Consider the following 13993-nt stretch of genomic DNA (forward strand, 5'->3'; position numbering starts at 1 on the left):
AGTGATCCGGGGGTAACGGTATGTTGTTTCGGTGCGCGAACTAAGTCCTCGTCGAGCTGGAGTATGGGCCGATGCCCTGACGATCGTGTCCATCGTCGCGATCGGAGTGTGCGTGGCGGCCATCGTGGAGAGGGTGTCGCCGGCGGACGCACCCACGGCCGCCGTCGCCGCTGAGTCGACGCCCCAATCCGAGCCCGAGCCTTCGCCGGAGCCCGAGCCGGTGGACACGACCTACCGAACGCCGGAGGTGGCATTCCCGACGACCATTCCCGGGTGCGACGTCGTGGAGCCGCCGTCCGTGGAGAGCGCGACATTGTCGGCATCGTTCACCAGTGAGGACGTCTACGACAATCCGCAGTACCCGTGGTACTCGGGTCCGCGATCGGTAATGATGACGAGGGCTGTGGCGGACGCGCTGCCGGACGGCGTCGACGTGCTCTTCGGCAGCCACCGAGAATCGTTGACATTCCAACCGATCCCGATGGCGTCGACAGAGCCGGGAGAGCCGCTGCCGCAGGGCTTTGCATCCGCATCGGGTGAAGTGGGGCGCGGCGACTCCCTGGGCCAGCTAGCCGTTTCGGTGTCTCAGGGAGACGGGGTCGTTCCTCCGTGCGTCGCCGGTTCGGTGACCGAACGTTCGAGGGCCGCCGACGGAACCGTCATGGATGCCAACGAGTCCTGGTACGAATTCGGGCCTGACAGAACCACTTTCCGGTCTGTCGTCGCCTACGCTCCCGACGGTTCGCAGATCTCCGCGACGTCCTCCGATGCCACGGGATTTCAGTCGACCAACACCGGTGAACGAGACACCGTCCTCACCGTCGACGAGTTGAAAGCCATAGCGGCGCTGCCGGAGCTGAGGGTGACCGCCGCAGTGCCAGCTGATACCCCCGAACCTGTTGGTGGATGCGACAACTCGTTCGGCTACTTCTCGGGCGATCAGACGATCGACGCCGCGTCGGCAGCGGCATTGAACAGTGCACTGGACGGGGTCGACGTCGGCCAGCGGTTCGAACCCAAGTTGGGCACGTTGATGCTGGCGGACTTCGAAACCGGAGTGGTGTGCACCCGTGCCGACGTGCTGGGCACGGGCGCGGACGTATCCATCTCGATCCGCGGCGGCCAGGCGCTACCCACTGTGCCGAGCGTGTACGACCCTGCCTATCCGGGCCGCCCGCTCGAGACGGAGATGCTCGACGGTGGAGCCGTGATGCAGGTGGAAGAGTCGAAATACTCGTATTCGCCTGCGGCGGAGGGAGGTCCAACCGGGGGAATGCGACGATCGGTCATCGTGACCTATCCATCGGGTACGCAGGTGGAAGTGCGGTCGCACGCCGAGAACCCGGACGAACCGCTCGGTGTGGACACCCTGCGCACTATCGCCATGACCGACGGGCTGGACATTCTGTGAACACACGCCTGGTGGTGACAGCGGTGGCGGCTGCGGTAAGCGTCGGCGCGGCGGTGATATTGGTGAGCACGGCGCCACGGGAGGCGGAGCCCGGTGCACAGCCGACCCCCACGTCCCCCGGTGCGGTGTGGACCCTCGCCGCGAGCGATGTGCTCGGCAACGAGTTCGCTACCTTCGAGGATCCGGTGGGCGCGCGATTCGGTGACGTGAAGGGTGGCGTCGTCGATGCAGGTGACGTCCTCGTCGCCAAGGTCGGTCTGACGAACCAGGAGACCAGGGAGTTCGAGCAGTCCGAGCTGGTCGGGTTCGACGCGGCGACAGGTGACGTGCGATGGACCTCGTCCGCTGACGGCGTGGAAAGCTGTTCGACGTCTCTCCTCGATGGACTGTTGTTGTGCCGCAGTGGAAGCGACATCGTCACGGTGGACACAACCGATGGCGAGATTGCCCGTCATCCCACCGAATGGAACATCTACAGCGTCAGCACCGACGGCACCGACATCTATGTGATGGAGGGCGAGGTCGACGGTACTTCGACGAGAATCCACCGCGGAACACTCGACGCGCCCGATTCGCGATGGTCACTGACGATGGAGGACGCCTATTTCGGGATGGACACGTACGGCGACATGATCGAGTTCGTCGGAGGCGTCGGCGTCACGAAGTTCTTGTCGTCGACAACGGTGTTCGATCCCGAGACCGGCGAGATTCTGTCGACGTTCGGTTTACCCGACTGTGTGCGAGCGCAATCCGTGCGCGGAGACCAAGTGCATCTGGTGCTCGGTCGGCACTGCAGTGACCTGTTCGAATATCGCACTGACGTGGTCGATGCAGAAGGCAAGGTCCTCGCGACGGTCGACGCGGAGGCGTGGCAACAAACGTTGATCGACGCTCCGACCGATCCACAAGATCCGATCGTGTTGAACGGCAGAGCATTCGACCCGGTGTCTGGTCGTGAGCTCTGGTCGGGAGACCGGTACGGAATCTCGAGCGACATCGCGATCGTCGGCGACGTCGTTCTGGCTGGTGACGCCCCAGCGCTCGACCTGCACACCGGTGAGCCCGCGTGGCCGGAGGACACCGAGCCACTGCTCGATACCCCGGACGTCCTGTACGACGGCGAGGTCTGGGTGAGGGGGTGGATGAGCGACATCGTGTCGATCGATCCCGCCACAGGTGCGCGTCGGGCATCGGTGTCGATCGAAGGTCTGCTCGGTAATACTCGGGGCCGGTCCGAGCAGGTCGCACTCCTCGGCGTCCGCGACGGTGTCGTCGTCGTCAACGAGACGCGGCTCAATCTCGTTCGCTGAGTCATGGACAAGTAAAGAAGGGTATCGGTCGTCCTCAGCTGACCAGGGAGCTCACGAAACGGTAGGCCTCGACGGTCAGGTCGTTCCATAGTTCGGGTGCCGGACCGGCGGGCACCTCGGCCCATTCCCGCATCGTGCGCTCGCCCATCGTCACCTGATGTCCTAGGCCGTCGGCGTCGAGTTCGGCGATGCGATCGTGGGGAAGTTTGACGATCAACGTGTCGTTGTGACCGACGAAGGCGAACACCTTGCCCTCACACCGGAGTGCGGGGCTTCGGAACATGGTGCCGACATCTGCGGTGAGCCCGAGCGAGCGGCAGTGATGCAACAAATCATCGATCGGTGAGCTCATGGACGACCTCCTGAGGCGAATTTACCCCCGCGTTGTGCGCTGAACCACCCGATACGCGCACAACGTGGGGGTAGATTTCGTCGTCCGGACCCGCTGCGCTCCTGGTTCGTCGAGATCGAAGTTGTGCACTGCTTTCGGGCGAATTCGGTGCACAACCTCGATCTCGGCGGAGGTCAGGTGAGGGAGACGAGCTCGGTGATGTCGTCGGTGGGTAGTTCTCCGTCGACGACGGCGGTGACGACCGAGCTGTTGAGCGTGATCGCACCCTTGTGGTTGTCGAGGAACGCGGTGTCGGCGGCGTCGCGGCCGGTCGCGATGCGGACCAGCGTCGAACGCGGAGCCAAGCAGGTGGCGTCGACCACTCGCCACGTTCCCCCGACGAAAGCCTCGGCGACGGCGTGGAAGTCCATCGGATCGCAGCCCGGTGCGTAGACCGCGACGAGGCGAGCCGGCACGTTCACTGCACGCAGCATCGCGACCACCAGGTGCGAGTAGTCACGGCACACACCAGCGCCGGCGAGCAGGGTGTCGGTCGCGCCGTCGATGGGATCGCTGCTGCCCGGCACGTAGTTCAAGCGCGCGCCGACCCACGACGAGATGCGCTCGAGCAGCTCCTCGGAGTCCGCGTAGTCGCCGAACTCGGTGGCCGCGAAGCCGTAGAACTTGTCGGCCTCGGCGTAGCGGCTGGGGCGGAGGTAGAGCGACATGTCGTAGTCGGTGACGGGCGCAGGTGTCGTGTTGCCGAGGACGGTTGCGTCGTAGGCGACCTGCAGGTTTCCGGCATCCGCCGGGAACACATGGATGCGGTTGCCGTGGGCGCCGCTGACTTCCTTGGCCTGAATCGGGTTGCCGTCGAGGAGAAAGCTGAGCGATTCCGTCACGGTGGTACCCGGGTGCGGCGCGATGGCGATCTGGAATTCGAGGGTGGTGGGGGCGGTGATGTCGACGTCGAGGCGCGCGGACACGTCACGTTTGAGCACTGGATCTCCTGGGTTTCGGCTTGAATGTCGACCGGCACGGCGAACATCGCGCAAGTACCCCGGGCCGCGAACGTCCAATCTGCGACTGCGTCACATCCCCTGCCGGGAGCACCTGGGCGCAGAATCATACTGACAAGTTGGATTCGGTCGTCTAACTTGAGAGACGGCTCGGGGTCGACATGTGAAGGGGGTGCGATGGCCAGCTCGTTCTCGGATGCAGAGATTGTGGCGTTCGCGCAGAGATGGGATCCGTACGGAGGGCCGGCGCCGTCGGAGGTTTTCTTGCACTTCGGGTGTCCCGTCAACGTCTATCAGGACCGATTGCAGGCAGCACTCGACTCCGTCGTGGACGAAGACCATGCCCGACGCGATCGCATGCTCGAATACGCCCGTCGACCGCACGTGGTCGACGAGACCCTATGGACTCTGCAATAAAGGCTGTCCGCAGCATGGTGAAGCGGTGAAGAAGTTCGTCACTGCTGCCGTGTTGCTCATCCTGGGTGCGTCGGGACTGTTCAACGGCATCGCGCTGGTCTCCGACCCCAACGGCGGCACCCTCGGGCTCAGCGTGGACATGCTGCCCGCATGGCACACCTGGGACTACCGATACGCCGGCGCATTCGTGCTCGTGGCACTGGGGATCGCTCCGCTCGTGGTGGCCGCTGCCGTGATCGTCGACGTGTCCGGCTCACTGCTCGTTGCAGGCGTGGTCGGCGCGACGGCGATCGGCTGGGCACTGTGGCAGTACCTGGTGCTCGACATCTGGGCGCCGCAGGCCTATCTCGTGCTCGGTCTGATCGGCATCGTGCTGGTTATCGGTTCGGTCGATTCGGTGGCGAGGCGACTCCGCCCGTGAGTGCGTAGTTACGTCGGGCGGTAACTACGCACTCACCGAGCAGGTCCACGGCCGTGAGCGGGTAATTACGTCGGGCGGTAACTACGCACTCACAGGCGGCGGAGCCGCACGTCAGGCGGACTCGTCCGGCATGAAAATATCTTCGATGGCGCAATCGAATGCCGTCGCCAGGCGAAAGGCGACCGGAAGACTGGGATCGTAGCGCTCCTTCTCGAGCGAGATGACCGTCAATCGCGTCACTCCGATGCGATCCGCCAGTTCCGCTTGAGACCAACCCAATTGGAGGCGTCGGCGTCGTACGTCGTTCTTCACGTCACGCAGACAGGGTTCGGTACCGCTGGAGCGCGTAGCGGAGTGTGCACGACCCGAAAGCCACGACGAGTAGTGAGGTCAGCAACAGAGTCGGGGAGAGATCGACTCGGGTGATGGACACCGCGGTGAGTGACAGACCCATGACGACAACGAGATCGGTGGCCGTTCCACTCAAAGCAGAGTTCAGCCAACGAGATTCGACATCGTCCTCGGTGATGTCCGCGGTAGTTGCGGGAGCGACGAACACGACCCAGCCGAGGCCGATTCCGACGGGCAAGGCGCACAGTGCGAACACCACCCCGGATATCGCGGGTGCGACCGGTGACAGCAGAAAAGCCAGTACACCGATGACAAGGCTGGTGGCCAGCGCAACCGCGCCGGCCAGAATGCGTCGAACAGTCATGCGCTCCTCCTGATGTATAGAACACTATACGTATAGCGGACTATACATCAGGACTGTGCTACTTCTTCTTGTTCTTTCCAGCGGACTTGTCCGCGCGACGCTGTGCAAACGCGCCGCCCTTCTTCAATGCCTTCGAAATGATATTTGGCTTGCCCGAACGCTTTTCGATGGTGAGCCCACCGAGAACGAGAAGTCGGGCGAGGATGGGCAGGCCGATCGCGACGATGAGGTAGCGATACAGGTACTTGCGGGCCAGAAGTGGAAGCATTGGAGATCCTCTCTCAGCGCACTGCGCGGCGAACGCGCACTGCAGCGCTCACAGCCAGCGTGATGATGGATCCGACGACCGCGGCACCGAGCAACCAGACGCCCTGAGCCAGATCGAAGTTCCAGCCGATGAAGTTGATGCGCGTGTGCACGGTGTTCTGGAGTACGAAGATCACGAGTGCAACTACGAGCACGAGCGCAATCACCAGTGCGAACTTGGAAAAGACACCACCCTTACGACGGGGTGCCGGGCGAGTAGTGGTGGGATCGGTGGCGGTCATTGGTGGTCCTTGTCGATGAGTGAACGAGTACGGGGGCCGTCGGGGCCGCTGATCCGTGGATCAGCGGCCCCAACAGCGTGAAGAGACGGACTACTTGAAGGTGTCCTTGATGTTCTCTCCGACCTTCTTGACGCCTGCGGAGCCCTGGTCCGTCTTGCCCTCTGCCTTGAGGTCCTTGTTGTCGGTGACATCGCCGACGACCTCTTTGGCCTTGCCGAGTGCGTCTTCTGCTGCGTTCTTTGCCTTGTCGATGAAGCTCATGTCGCTACACCTCTCCGTTGAGTGTGATTGTAAGTTGCAGATAGTTAGTCGGTTCTCGACGGAGAAAGCAAACGTCGGCGGATTGTGATGTGGGGCACATCGTTTGGTTCCGGGCGGGGTGACCGAATGAGTCATTCGATCCGCGGGGTGCTCGGTGCACGGGTTTCAGCGAGTGCGCGGGTTGCAACCGGTGCTTGGGCTGGAACGCGCGCGTACGGGCTCGTAGGTGACCGAATGAGTCGTTCGGTCCGGCGGGGTGCTCGAGTCAGCGCTCGTCGCGCAGGAGGGCGTACAGAAAAGTGTCCGACCAGGCGTCCTTGTTCCACCAATCCTGCAGAAAGTGGCCCTCCCGGCGCATACCGAGCCGTTCGGCGAGCCTGGCCGACGAGTCGTTGCGCGCGTCCATCTGCGCGATTGCGCGGTGCACACGCGGCAACTCGAACACTGTCTCTATGAATGCCGTGGCCGCTTCGGTGGCGTAGCCGTAACCGTGAAAGCGCGGTGAGAACGTCCACCCCAGCTCGACGGTGTGATTGGTTTCGTTGACGAAGTGAGCCGACAGATTGCCGATGATTCGCCCGTCCAGCAGCACGACTGCGTTGAGATCACCGTCGTCGAGATTGGTTCGCCCACTTCGGATTTCGACGTTCTTGCGTGCGTCGTCCGCCGTCCACGGGCCGTGCAGAAGATAGCGGCACACCTCGGGATCGGAGTAGTACTCCAACATCTCCTTCTCGTCACCGACGGCGACCGTGCGAAGGGAAAGTCGTGCAGTCTGCTTCGTCCAGGCAGGCGTCGTCACGCCCGATACCCTACTCGGCGCGCGGAGGACGAGCTTCGAGGAACATCTGGAGGAACGAAGAGGTGGAGTAGTTTTGCGACGCCGTGTCGTCGTTCCCGTCGTCGCCGACGGTGGAGCCGGACTGAGACTGGTCCTGCATCGTCATACCGCGGCCCTCCTGTCGAAGCCGCTGTCGACCAGGAGCGACCCTGCTCCGAGAACGTCGAGGATCATCCGGACCGGACGCGTCGGCGCGAAGATGCGAACGTCGGCGGTGCTGGCGGATGCGGCGTCGATAACGGCGTTGGCGGCGCCGGAGTACATGAACGACACTCCGGAAAGGTCGACGAGCACGTCGGAGCCGCGCCCCACGAGCTGGTCGAGGCTGTCGACCAGCTCGGCGCGAGCGGTGATGTCCAGATCGCCGGCGACGCGAAGTATGGCGAACTCGGCCGAGTAGGACTCGGTCTCGATCGTGAACCGGCTCGTGAGTTCAGGAGGCAGAGCAAAGGAGTCGATGGACAAAGGGTTGGTCGCGGTGATCATGGTTCGGCCCTTCGCGTCGGAAGTTCGTGCTTGACATGAACTTTGTCAGGAGAAGGTCACATCGCCATTTCGAGATCCATCACGGTGAGATATCCACCTGGTAACAGATCGATAACGGGCCCTCGGTGTCAGCGCGGATGCTCATCGGGCATCGTGAAACGCGGTGTTACCGGCCTGCGCCACTGCCCGTCGAGGGAAGTTGAAAACCGGGAGGCGGGCAGTAGGTGTGATCGCAGAGATCGAACCCCTGGCTCTCGAGATTCGGGACTGCGTCCGGATTGACGAAGGTCAAACCGTCGGGCGAAGTGCACGACACCGGGCCGCATGTCGTACCGAGCGGAAATCCGCGCGAATCGATGGCACTCGGCGGCGGCGGAGGCGGCGCCGGCTCATCGGGAACCTGCCGCGGTACGGGTGCAAAGGTCGGAGGATCCGCAGGCTCGACGAAAATCTGCTGGGGGGCGGCCGGTTCCTCGTATGTGGAGGGTGCCTGCACGGACGCGACGATGCTCGGCGGCACGAGCGGCGGCGTCTCCACCGTCGTGGGCGGGGTGGTCGTCGCCGGGCTGGATGTTGCGCTTGAGGTGGACGTCGGCGTCGGCGATGGTTCCGCGTTATCCGTGCCCGCTGTGCATGCCGTCAGCAGGCTGATCGAGGCTACGGCCAGCAGAAACGCTGCACGAGGACGCCATTGGGATCCACTCGGCCGATTCGGCATGTCCCCCCAATCCGTCGTGTCAGTGTTGCGTCGTGAAGTCCGTTGTTCGAGGCGGAGGTTCATCGACAGGGCGAACCGAACCGCTCGGTGTGGATAACGGTACCCGACGGACGTCCTGCAGACTGCCCTGTCGAACCGTCGCATGGCGTCGAAGTATACGAATCGCCCGGTGTGTCAATCGATACCGACGCAGGGGCGGCTAAGACCGAAAAAACCCGTCGTGCAGTCGCTTTGGCTCGTCGGGACGTTGCGAAATGCCCGTGGACCGCCTGAAGTCAGCGGAATGCCCGAGCCAAGAGCTCGAGAGCCGTCGTGACGCGGTCCCTGTCCTCGCCGAGACGCGCGAGAATCGCTGCGTGAGCGCGTAACTCACGCGGAAATAAATCGTCGACGACGGTTTCGCCGTAAGTAGTGAGGCGCACCAGCGCGGATCGTTTGTCCTGCAGGTTTTCCTCACGGTAGATAATTTTGCGGGATTCGAGGCGCGACAGCGTCTTGCTCACGCCGGCACGCGACATTCCGAGACGCTCGGCCAGCCGGATCGCCGTCGTGCCCGCAGTGTCGTACCGGAGTGGGACGAGGAGTTCCATATCTGCGGGTGAGAGGGGTGATTCCTCGTAGACGTCGTCGACAACCCGACGCAGGGCCTCGCTGACCTCCTTGACCAGTGCGACGAGTGTCATCGCCGACGTATCGAGACCTGGATTGTCGGCGCGCCATGCCTCGATCGTCGTCGTTCTCAAGTTCGATGTCATCGGTCGTCCCTTTGTTAACCAGTTAACAATTTGCTACGGTCACATTAGTCGAACATGGGGGAGGCTCAATGACGGAATGCGACGTGGTGATCGTCGGCGGGGGTGCCGCAGGACTGAGCGCGGCGCTCGTGCTGTCTCGCGCCCGGCGAACGGTTCTGGTGATCGATTCGCGGAGTCCTCGCAACGCGAACGCGACTCATCTGCACGGATTCCTCACCCGAGACGGGATGGGGACCTCGGAGTTTCTCGAGATCGGGCGTCGTGAAGTTCTCGGCTACGGCGCAAAGATCGAGCGGGGACGCGTGCAGTCGATCTCGGTCGACCCGTCGGATGTGGCCTTTACGGTTCGATGCGACGACGGAATTGCCGTGTCGGCGCGCAGCGTGTTGGTCGCAACCGGACTTCGAGACGAGCTCCCAGCGGTGCCAGGTGCGGCGGAGCTATGGGGCCGCAGCGTTCTCCACTGTCCCTACTGTCACGGTCACGAGGTACGGGACCAGCCCATCGGCGTGCTCGGCGGTGACAATCGGCCGTACAGCATCCATCAAGCGTCACTGGTTCGGCAGTGGTCGGAGAATGTCGTCTTCTTCCCGAACGGCATTCGGCTCGATCCGCAAGAACGGCGTCGACTCCTCGCCCGGGGCGTCTACATCGCTGAGGGCAGCGTCCAGCGTGTCGACGACAGCGAGGGGGATGGGTTGACGGTCGTGCTCGACGACGGCCGAACCGTGCAGCGGGCGGCATTGTTCGTCGGGCCGCAGTTCGTCCCGCAGAATCAGTTGCTGATCGAGGTAGGCGCGTCGACGGACGAGTCGGGCTGGATCGTCACCGATGCCGTCGGCGGAACCAGCGTCGCCGGGGTGTGGGCTGCGGGGAACGTGTCGAGCTCGCCTGCCCAGATCGTCGATGCAGCAGGCGCCGGATCCCGGGCCGCCATTGCAATCAACCATCACCTTCTCGAGCAGGACATCGTTGCGGCTTTGTAAGAATTTTGCTCGAGCTGATTTTTAATGGTGGTGCGCCCGCGACGAACCTGATTCGAGCTGGAATAGCCGCAGGTGAGCGTACTCCAAGCCCGATGTATTGCTGTGGGTCACGCAGGCTCATCGATCTCCTAAAACCCTGAACTCCCGGGGAAATACCGGTAACGTCCCCGAATTGGAAGCCGGCAGCACTGTCTTCGGTGGAGTACGCGGCCGCACAAAGGGAGAATTCGTGGACCTGTGGAATTACCTTCAGGGGCGGGGGGGGAGTTTCTCTCGTTCCTGACGTATCAGCATGCGTCACTTGCATTTCAGACGGTACTGGTCGGAACTCTGGTCGCCGTACTCGTCGCGGTCGCGGTACATCGCCTTCCGTTGTTTTCGTCGCTGACACTGACCACCAGTCGTGTGGCATTGACCATCCCATCCCTGGCGCTCCTCGCCCTCCTCATCGTCCCGTTCGGGCTCGGTGTGGTTCCGTCGTTCATCATGCTCGCGTTCTTCGCGGCCATGCCGGTGATCGGGAACGCCATCGTCGGACTCCGCTCGGTACCCGAATCGGTGATCGAGTCGGCCAAGGGAATCGGCCTGTCCCGCAGACGAATTCTGCTGTCGGTGTCACTGCCGATGGCGTGGCCGGTCATCCTCACCGGCATCCGCGTATCGACGCAAATGGTGGTGGGAGTCGCAGCCATCGTCGCCTACGTCCTCGGACCAGGTCTCGGCTCCTTGATCTTCAATGGACTCTCGCGTCTCGGCGGGACCAATTCCGTCGAAATGGCAGTGACCGGAACCGTTCTCATCGTCGTCATCGCGCTGGTGTTCGACGCATTGCTCGTCCTGCTCGGGCGCCTCACCATATCGAAGGGATTGTCATGACCGACACCGAACGCACCGTCAGCGGTGCATCGATTCGGCTCGACGGCGTCGTCAAGCAATACAAGGGGCAGGCAAAGCCTGCGGTCCAGAAGATCGACCTCGAGATCGAGGCCGGCCACATCGTCGCGTTCGTCGGACCTTCCGGCTGCGGTAAGACGACGACGCTCAAGATGATCAACCGCCTGATCGAACCGACCGAGGGCAGGCTCTTCATCGGTGACCGCGACGTCACCGGCGAAGACCCGGACAAGTTGCGACAGTCGATCGGCTACGTGATCCAGGCAGGCGGACTATTTCCGCACTGGTCCGTCGCCAAGAACATCGGCGCAATCCCGCGCGTCCTCGGGTGGGACAAGGAACGCATCGCCGAGCGCACCGAATACCTACTCGACCTCGTCGGACTCGACGCGGACACCTTCCGCGACCGCTTGCCCAAGGACATGTCCGGCGGCCAGCAGCAACGCGTCGGAGTGGCTCGTGCGCTCGCCGCCGACCCGCCCGTTCTGCTCATGGACGAGCCGTTCAGCGCCGTCGACCCGATCACGCGAGTACGACTGCAGGACAGTCTCATCGCCATCCAGCACGAGGTCGCCAAGACCATCGTCATCGTCACGCACGATTTCGAAGAGGCCACCAAGCTCGGCGACAAGGTGCTCATCCTGTCCGAGGGCGGCAAGATCGAGCAGTACGCCACACCCGAGGAAATTCTCGCGAAACCGGCGACTCCGTTCGTCGAGGAATTCATCGGTTCCGGCGCAACACTCGCCCACCTCACCCTCTCCCGGGTCAAGGACGTCGAGCACGAATCCGTCGTCACGGCTCGTGTCGGCGATTCGTCGCAGGAAGTCATCGCCCGAGCGAAAGCCGCAGGCGTGACGTGGATCGTCGTCGTCGACGAGCACGGAAAACCCCGATCGTGGCCTTCCCTCGACGAGGTCGCGACGAAGGACCGTGTGACGGACTACATCGACCCACGGCTTCCCGTCGTCGCACCGTCGTCGACGCTCAACGACGCACTCGACATCATGTTGGCCGCCAGCCAGGGTGGCGTGGTCGTGACCGACGGCCGTGGAGTGGTCACCGGGTCGCTCACCATCAAGACTGTCATGTCCGTCGTCCGCAGCCAGCTGGGCGAGGCCCGCGCAGGCGATGGACACGTGTCCTACACCGCGCACGCGGAGGGCTCGGCCACATGAATCGACTGCGCCGCACACCGATCGACGTCTATTTCGAGCCGTTGCTCATCGTGATCTTCGGTGTCGGATACTTCCTCTGGTATCGCTCGACGACGTTGACGCCGACGGAGGAAGCGTCGCTCGGCTGGAGCACGCTGCAGACGACCATCCTCGACCACATCACGTTGACGCTCACGGCTACCGTCTTCGTCGTCGTCATTGCGATCCCGCTCGGAATCCTGCTGACGCGGCAGAAAGCCAGGCCGTTCAAAGGTGTGGTGATCAACTTTGCGAACATCGGGCAAGCCGCGCCCGCCGTCGGCCTGATCGTCTTGCTGACCATGTGGCTGGGCACCGGATTCCGCACTGCGGTGGTCGGATTGGTCGTCTATGCCATCCTGCCGATTCTGCAGAACACGATCATAGGTATCGACCAGGTGGACAAGCGAACCATCGAAGCGGCACGCGGTATCGGATTCTCCGGCCTGCGGACCTTGGTGCAAGTGGAACTTCCGCTCGCAGTCCCGGTGATTCTCAACGGTGTTCGGACGGCGTTGGTCATCCTCGTCGGAACCGCGACACTGAGTACCTTCATCGGCGCCACCAGCCTGGGCACGCTCATCACCACCGGTGTGACGCTGTTCCTGCCGAAACTTCTCATCTCCGGCGCGATCCTGGTGGCGCTTCTGGCTCTGACGATCGACTGGCTGGGACGCCTCGTCGAATTGTTCGCAACCCCACGAGGAGTGGCATGATCCGCCGGCTCGGATTCGTAGCGCTCGTCGCCGCCCTGGCTACCGGTTGCGGTCTGGTCAGCTCGTCCGGCACTTTTCAGGCGACGAACCTGCCCGACGGCGAAAAGCCTCTAGAGGGAACGTCGCTCGTCGTGACGTCCAAGAGCTTCACCGAGGGTGTTCTACTCGGCAAGATCACCGCTACCTACCTCGCTGCCGCGGGCGCCGACGTCAGCGACCTGACGGGTGCGCCCGGTTCTGCGTCGTCGCGGCAGGCGCAGCTCAACGGTGATGCCGACATTCTGTGGGAATACACCGGCACGGGCTGGGTCAACTACCACGGCGAGACCGAGACGATCGCCGATCCCGACGAGCTGTGGCAGAAAGTGCACGACCTCGAGCTCAGCACCAACGATCTCGAATGGTTGCCACCGGCCAACTTCAACGACACCTATGCCTTCGCGGCGGCGTCGGGAACAGCCGAGCGACTCGGGGTCAAGACTCTCTCGGACGTCGCCGCTCTTCCGGAGGGTGATCGCACCTTCTGCGTCGACGACGAGTTCTTCTCTCGTGCCGATGGATTCGGGCCGATGCTGGAGAAGTACGGTATTCCGCTGAACGGACCGAACGGTGTGCCGGGTGACCAGGTGACTCGTATGGACGCAGGCGTCGTGTACACCTCGACCGCACAGAGTTCACCATGCAACTTCGGCATGGTGTACACCACCGACGGACGTATCAAGAACCTCGATCTCACCGTGCTCGACGATGATCTGAAGTACTTCCTGCCGTACAGCGGCACCGCCGTCATTCGCGCCTCGGTCCTGGAAGCGCACCCTGAGATCGCGCCGCTGATCGCTACCATCTCCGAGCGGTTGACTGACGATCTGATGCAGGAACTCAACGGCAAGGTCGACATCGAGGGTGAGGACCCCTCCGACGTCGCCTACGAATGGCTCCAGAGCGAAGGTTTGGTCGACTAGCAGTCG

General features: G+C 63.1%; 20 protein-coding genes and 1 pseudogene. 10 read left to right on the plus strand and 11 right to left on the minus strand.

Annotated features, from left to right (window positions below; all coding sequences use genetic code 11):
* The first annotated feature begins 31 nt into the window (after nt 1-31).
* Both D8W71_RS07020 and D8W71_RS07025 read left to right on the plus strand, forming a co-directional pair.
* On the plus strand, nt 32-1411 hold the full coding sequence (locus D8W71_RS07020; RefSeq protein ID WP_121112175.1) for a hypothetical protein: 1380 nt from the start codon (nt 32-34) through the stop codon (nt 1409-1411).
* Complete coding sequence (locus tag D8W71_RS07025) at nt 1408-2721, plus strand: PQQ-binding-like beta-propeller repeat protein (protein WP_236077764.1); 1314 nt, start codon at nt 1408-1410, stop codon at nt 2719-2721. The genes D8W71_RS07020 and D8W71_RS07025 overlap by 4 nt, the downstream gene beginning before the upstream one ends.
* A 34-nt stretch (nt 2722-2755) precedes the next feature.
* Here D8W71_RS07025 and D8W71_RS07030 read toward each other — a convergent pair whose 3' ends face one another.
* Entirely contained in the window at nt 2756-3073 is a 318-nt protein-coding gene (locus tag D8W71_RS07030; protein WP_121112177.1) for a hypothetical protein, read from the minus strand.
* Nucleotides 3074-3246: 173 nt separating this feature from the next.
* Nucleotides 3247-4053 carry a transglutaminase-like domain-containing protein gene (locus tag D8W71_RS07035; protein WP_121112179.1) on the minus strand — a complete coding sequence of 269 codons (807 nt, stop codon included), beginning with the start codon at nt 4051-4053 and terminating at the stop codon, nt 3247-3249.
* 195 nt (nt 4054-4248) lie between these two features.
* On the opposite strand from D8W71_RS07035, the gene D8W71_RS07040 reads away from it, so the two are divergent.
* On the plus strand, nt 4249-4488 hold the full coding sequence (locus D8W71_RS07040; protein WP_121112181.1) for a hypothetical protein: 240 nt from the start codon (nt 4249-4251) through the stop codon (nt 4486-4488).
* 25 nt (nt 4489-4513) lie between these two features.
* Nucleotides 4514-4909 carry a hypothetical protein gene (locus D8W71_RS07045; RefSeq protein ID WP_121112183.1) on the plus strand — a complete coding sequence of 132 codons (396 nt, stop codon included), beginning with the start codon at nt 4514-4516 and terminating at the stop codon, nt 4907-4909.
* Between the two features lie 111 nt (nt 4910-5020).
* Here D8W71_RS07045 and D8W71_RS07050 read toward each other — a convergent pair whose 3' ends face one another.
* The 8 genes from D8W71_RS07050 to D8W71_RS07080 form a co-directional block, all read right to left on the minus strand.
* Nucleotides 5021-5221 (minus strand): helix-turn-helix transcriptional regulator, encoded by a 201-nt coding sequence (locus D8W71_RS07050; RefSeq protein ID WP_121112185.1) that lies wholly within the window; start codon nt 5219-5221, stop codon nt 5021-5023.
* Between the two features lies 1 nt (nt 5222).
* Nucleotides 5223-5624: a hypothetical protein gene (locus D8W71_RS07055; protein ID WP_121112187.1), complete on the minus strand. Its 402-nt coding sequence runs from the start codon at nt 5622-5624 to the stop codon at nt 5223-5225.
* 58 nt (nt 5625-5682) lie between these two features.
* Nucleotides 5683-5892 (minus strand): hypothetical protein, encoded by a 210-nt coding sequence (locus tag D8W71_RS07060; protein WP_121112189.1) that lies wholly within the window; start codon nt 5890-5892, stop codon nt 5683-5685.
* Between the two features lie 13 nt (nt 5893-5905).
* Nucleotides 5906-6172, minus strand: coding sequence for a lipopolysaccharide assembly protein LapA domain-containing protein (locus D8W71_RS07065; protein WP_121112191.1), 267 nt, complete (start codon nt 6170-6172; stop codon nt 5906-5908).
* Between the two features lie 90 nt (nt 6173-6262).
* The gene (locus D8W71_RS07070; protein WP_121112193.1) at nt 6263-6433 is read right to left on the minus strand and encodes a CsbD family protein; all 171 of its coding nucleotides are present in this window, start codon (nt 6431-6433) and stop codon (nt 6263-6265) included.
* Nucleotides 6434-6698: 265 nt separating this feature from the next.
* Complete coding sequence (locus D8W71_RS07075) at nt 6699-7235, minus strand: GNAT family N-acetyltransferase (RefSeq protein ID WP_236077765.1); 537 nt, start codon at nt 7233-7235, stop codon at nt 6699-6701.
* Between the two features lie 10 nt (nt 7236-7245).
* Nucleotides 7246-7380, minus strand: a complete 135-nt coding sequence (locus tag D8W71_RS28165; protein ID WP_268959859.1) for a hypothetical protein — start codon at nt 7378-7380, stop codon at nt 7246-7248.
* Nucleotides 7377-7760, minus strand: coding sequence for an STAS domain-containing protein (locus D8W71_RS07080; protein ID WP_121112194.1), 384 nt, complete (start codon nt 7758-7760; stop codon nt 7377-7379). The genes D8W71_RS28165 and D8W71_RS07080 overlap by 4 nt, the downstream gene beginning before the upstream one ends.
* A 278-nt stretch (nt 7761-8038) precedes the next feature.
* Here D8W71_RS07080 and D8W71_RS27560 point away from each other — a divergent pair, with 278 nt between their 5' ends.
* Nucleotides 8039-8575 carry a hypothetical protein gene (locus D8W71_RS27560; protein ID WP_121112196.1) on the plus strand — a complete coding sequence of 179 codons (537 nt, stop codon included), beginning with the start codon at nt 8039-8041 and terminating at the stop codon, nt 8573-8575.
* Between the two features lie 178 nt (nt 8576-8753).
* On the opposite strand, the gene D8W71_RS07090 is transcribed toward D8W71_RS27560, so the two are convergent.
* Entirely contained in the window at nt 8754-9233 is a 480-nt protein-coding gene (locus tag D8W71_RS07090; RefSeq protein WP_121112198.1) for a MarR family winged helix-turn-helix transcriptional regulator, read from the minus strand.
* A 68-nt stretch (nt 9234-9301) separates the two neighbouring features.
* Here D8W71_RS07090 and D8W71_RS07095 point away from each other — a divergent pair, with 68 nt between their 5' ends.
* From D8W71_RS07095 to D8W71_RS07115, 5 genes and pseudogenes are all read left to right on the plus strand, one after another.
* Complete coding sequence (locus D8W71_RS07095; RefSeq protein ID WP_121112200.1) at nt 9302-10219, plus strand: NAD(P)/FAD-dependent oxidoreductase; 918 nt, start codon at nt 9302-9304, stop codon at nt 10217-10219.
* A 229-nt stretch (nt 10220-10448) separates the two neighbouring features.
* Nucleotides 10449-11095 (plus strand): annotated as a pseudogene (locus D8W71_RS07100) (ABC transporter permease).
* Nucleotides 11092-12291: an ABC transporter ATP-binding protein gene (locus D8W71_RS07105; protein WP_121112202.1), complete on the plus strand. Its 1200-nt coding sequence runs from the start codon at nt 11092-11094 to the stop codon at nt 12289-12291. Before D8W71_RS07100 ends, D8W71_RS07105 begins: the two are co-directional and overlap by 4 nt.
* Nucleotides 12288-13025: an ABC transporter permease gene (locus D8W71_RS07110; protein ID WP_121112204.1), complete on the plus strand. Its 738-nt coding sequence runs from the start codon at nt 12288-12290 to the stop codon at nt 13023-13025. Before D8W71_RS07105 ends, D8W71_RS07110 begins: the two co-directional genes overlap by 4 nt.
* Complete coding sequence (locus D8W71_RS07115) at nt 13022-13987, plus strand: glycine betaine ABC transporter substrate-binding protein (RefSeq protein WP_121112206.1); 966 nt, start codon at nt 13022-13024, stop codon at nt 13985-13987. Before D8W71_RS07110 ends, D8W71_RS07115 begins: the two co-directional genes overlap by 4 nt.
* Nucleotides 13988-13993: the final 6 nt, after the last annotated feature.

The organism is Rhodococcus sp. P1Y (assembly GCF_003641205.1).
Classification (GTDB): domain Bacteria; phylum Actinomycetota; class Actinomycetes; order Mycobacteriales; family Mycobacteriaceae; genus Rhodococcoides.

What these genes read in the sequence shown, in the direction of transcription:
- D8W71_RS07030 (WP_121112177.1), bottom strand. Translation starts at nt 3,073, where the DNA reads ATGAGCTCACCGATCGATGATTTGTTGCATCACTGCCGCTCGCTCGGG.
- D8W71_RS07040 (WP_121112181.1), top strand. Translation starts at nt 4,249, where the DNA reads ATGGCCAGCTCGTTCTCGGATGCAGAGATTGTGGCGTTCGCGCAGAGA.
- D8W71_RS07055 (WP_121112187.1), bottom strand. Translation starts at nt 5,624, where the DNA reads ATGACTGTTCGACGCATTCTGGCCGGCGCGGTTGCGCTGGCCACCAGC.
- D8W71_RS07060 (WP_121112189.1), bottom strand. Translation starts at nt 5,892, where the DNA reads ATGCTTCCACTTCTGGCCCGCAAGTACCTGTATCGCTACCTCATCGTC.
- D8W71_RS07065 (WP_121112191.1), bottom strand. Translation starts at nt 6,172, where the DNA reads ATGACCGCCACCGATCCCACCACTACTCGCCCGGCACCCCGTCGTAAG.
- D8W71_RS07070 (WP_121112193.1), bottom strand. Translation starts at nt 6,433, where the DNA reads ATGAGCTTCATCGACAAGGCAAAGAACGCAGCAGAAGACGCACTCGGC.
- D8W71_RS28165 (WP_268959859.1), bottom strand. Translation starts at nt 7,380, where the DNA reads ATGACGATGCAGGACCAGTCTCAGTCCGGCTCCACCGTCGGCGACGAC.
- D8W71_RS07080 (WP_121112194.1), bottom strand. Translation starts at nt 7,760, where the DNA reads ATGATCACCGCGACCAACCCTTTGTCCATCGACTCCTTTGCTCTGCCT.
- D8W71_RS07090 (WP_121112198.1), bottom strand. Translation starts at nt 9,233, where the DNA reads ATGACATCGAACTTGAGAACGACGACGATCGAGGCATGGCGCGCCGAC.
- D8W71_RS07095 (WP_121112200.1), top strand. Translation starts at nt 9,302, where the DNA reads ATGACGGAATGCGACGTGGTGATCGTCGGCGGGGGTGCCGCAGGACTG.
- D8W71_RS07105 (WP_121112202.1), top strand. Translation starts at nt 11,092, where the DNA reads ATGACCGACACCGAACGCACCGTCAGCGGTGCATCGATTCGGCTCGAC.
- D8W71_RS07110 (WP_121112204.1), top strand. Translation starts at nt 12,288, where the DNA reads ATGAATCGACTGCGCCGCACACCGATCGACGTCTATTTCGAGCCGTTG.
- D8W71_RS07115 (WP_121112206.1), top strand. Translation starts at nt 13,022, where the DNA reads ATGATCCGCCGGCTCGGATTCGTAGCGCTCGTCGCCGCCCTGGCTACC.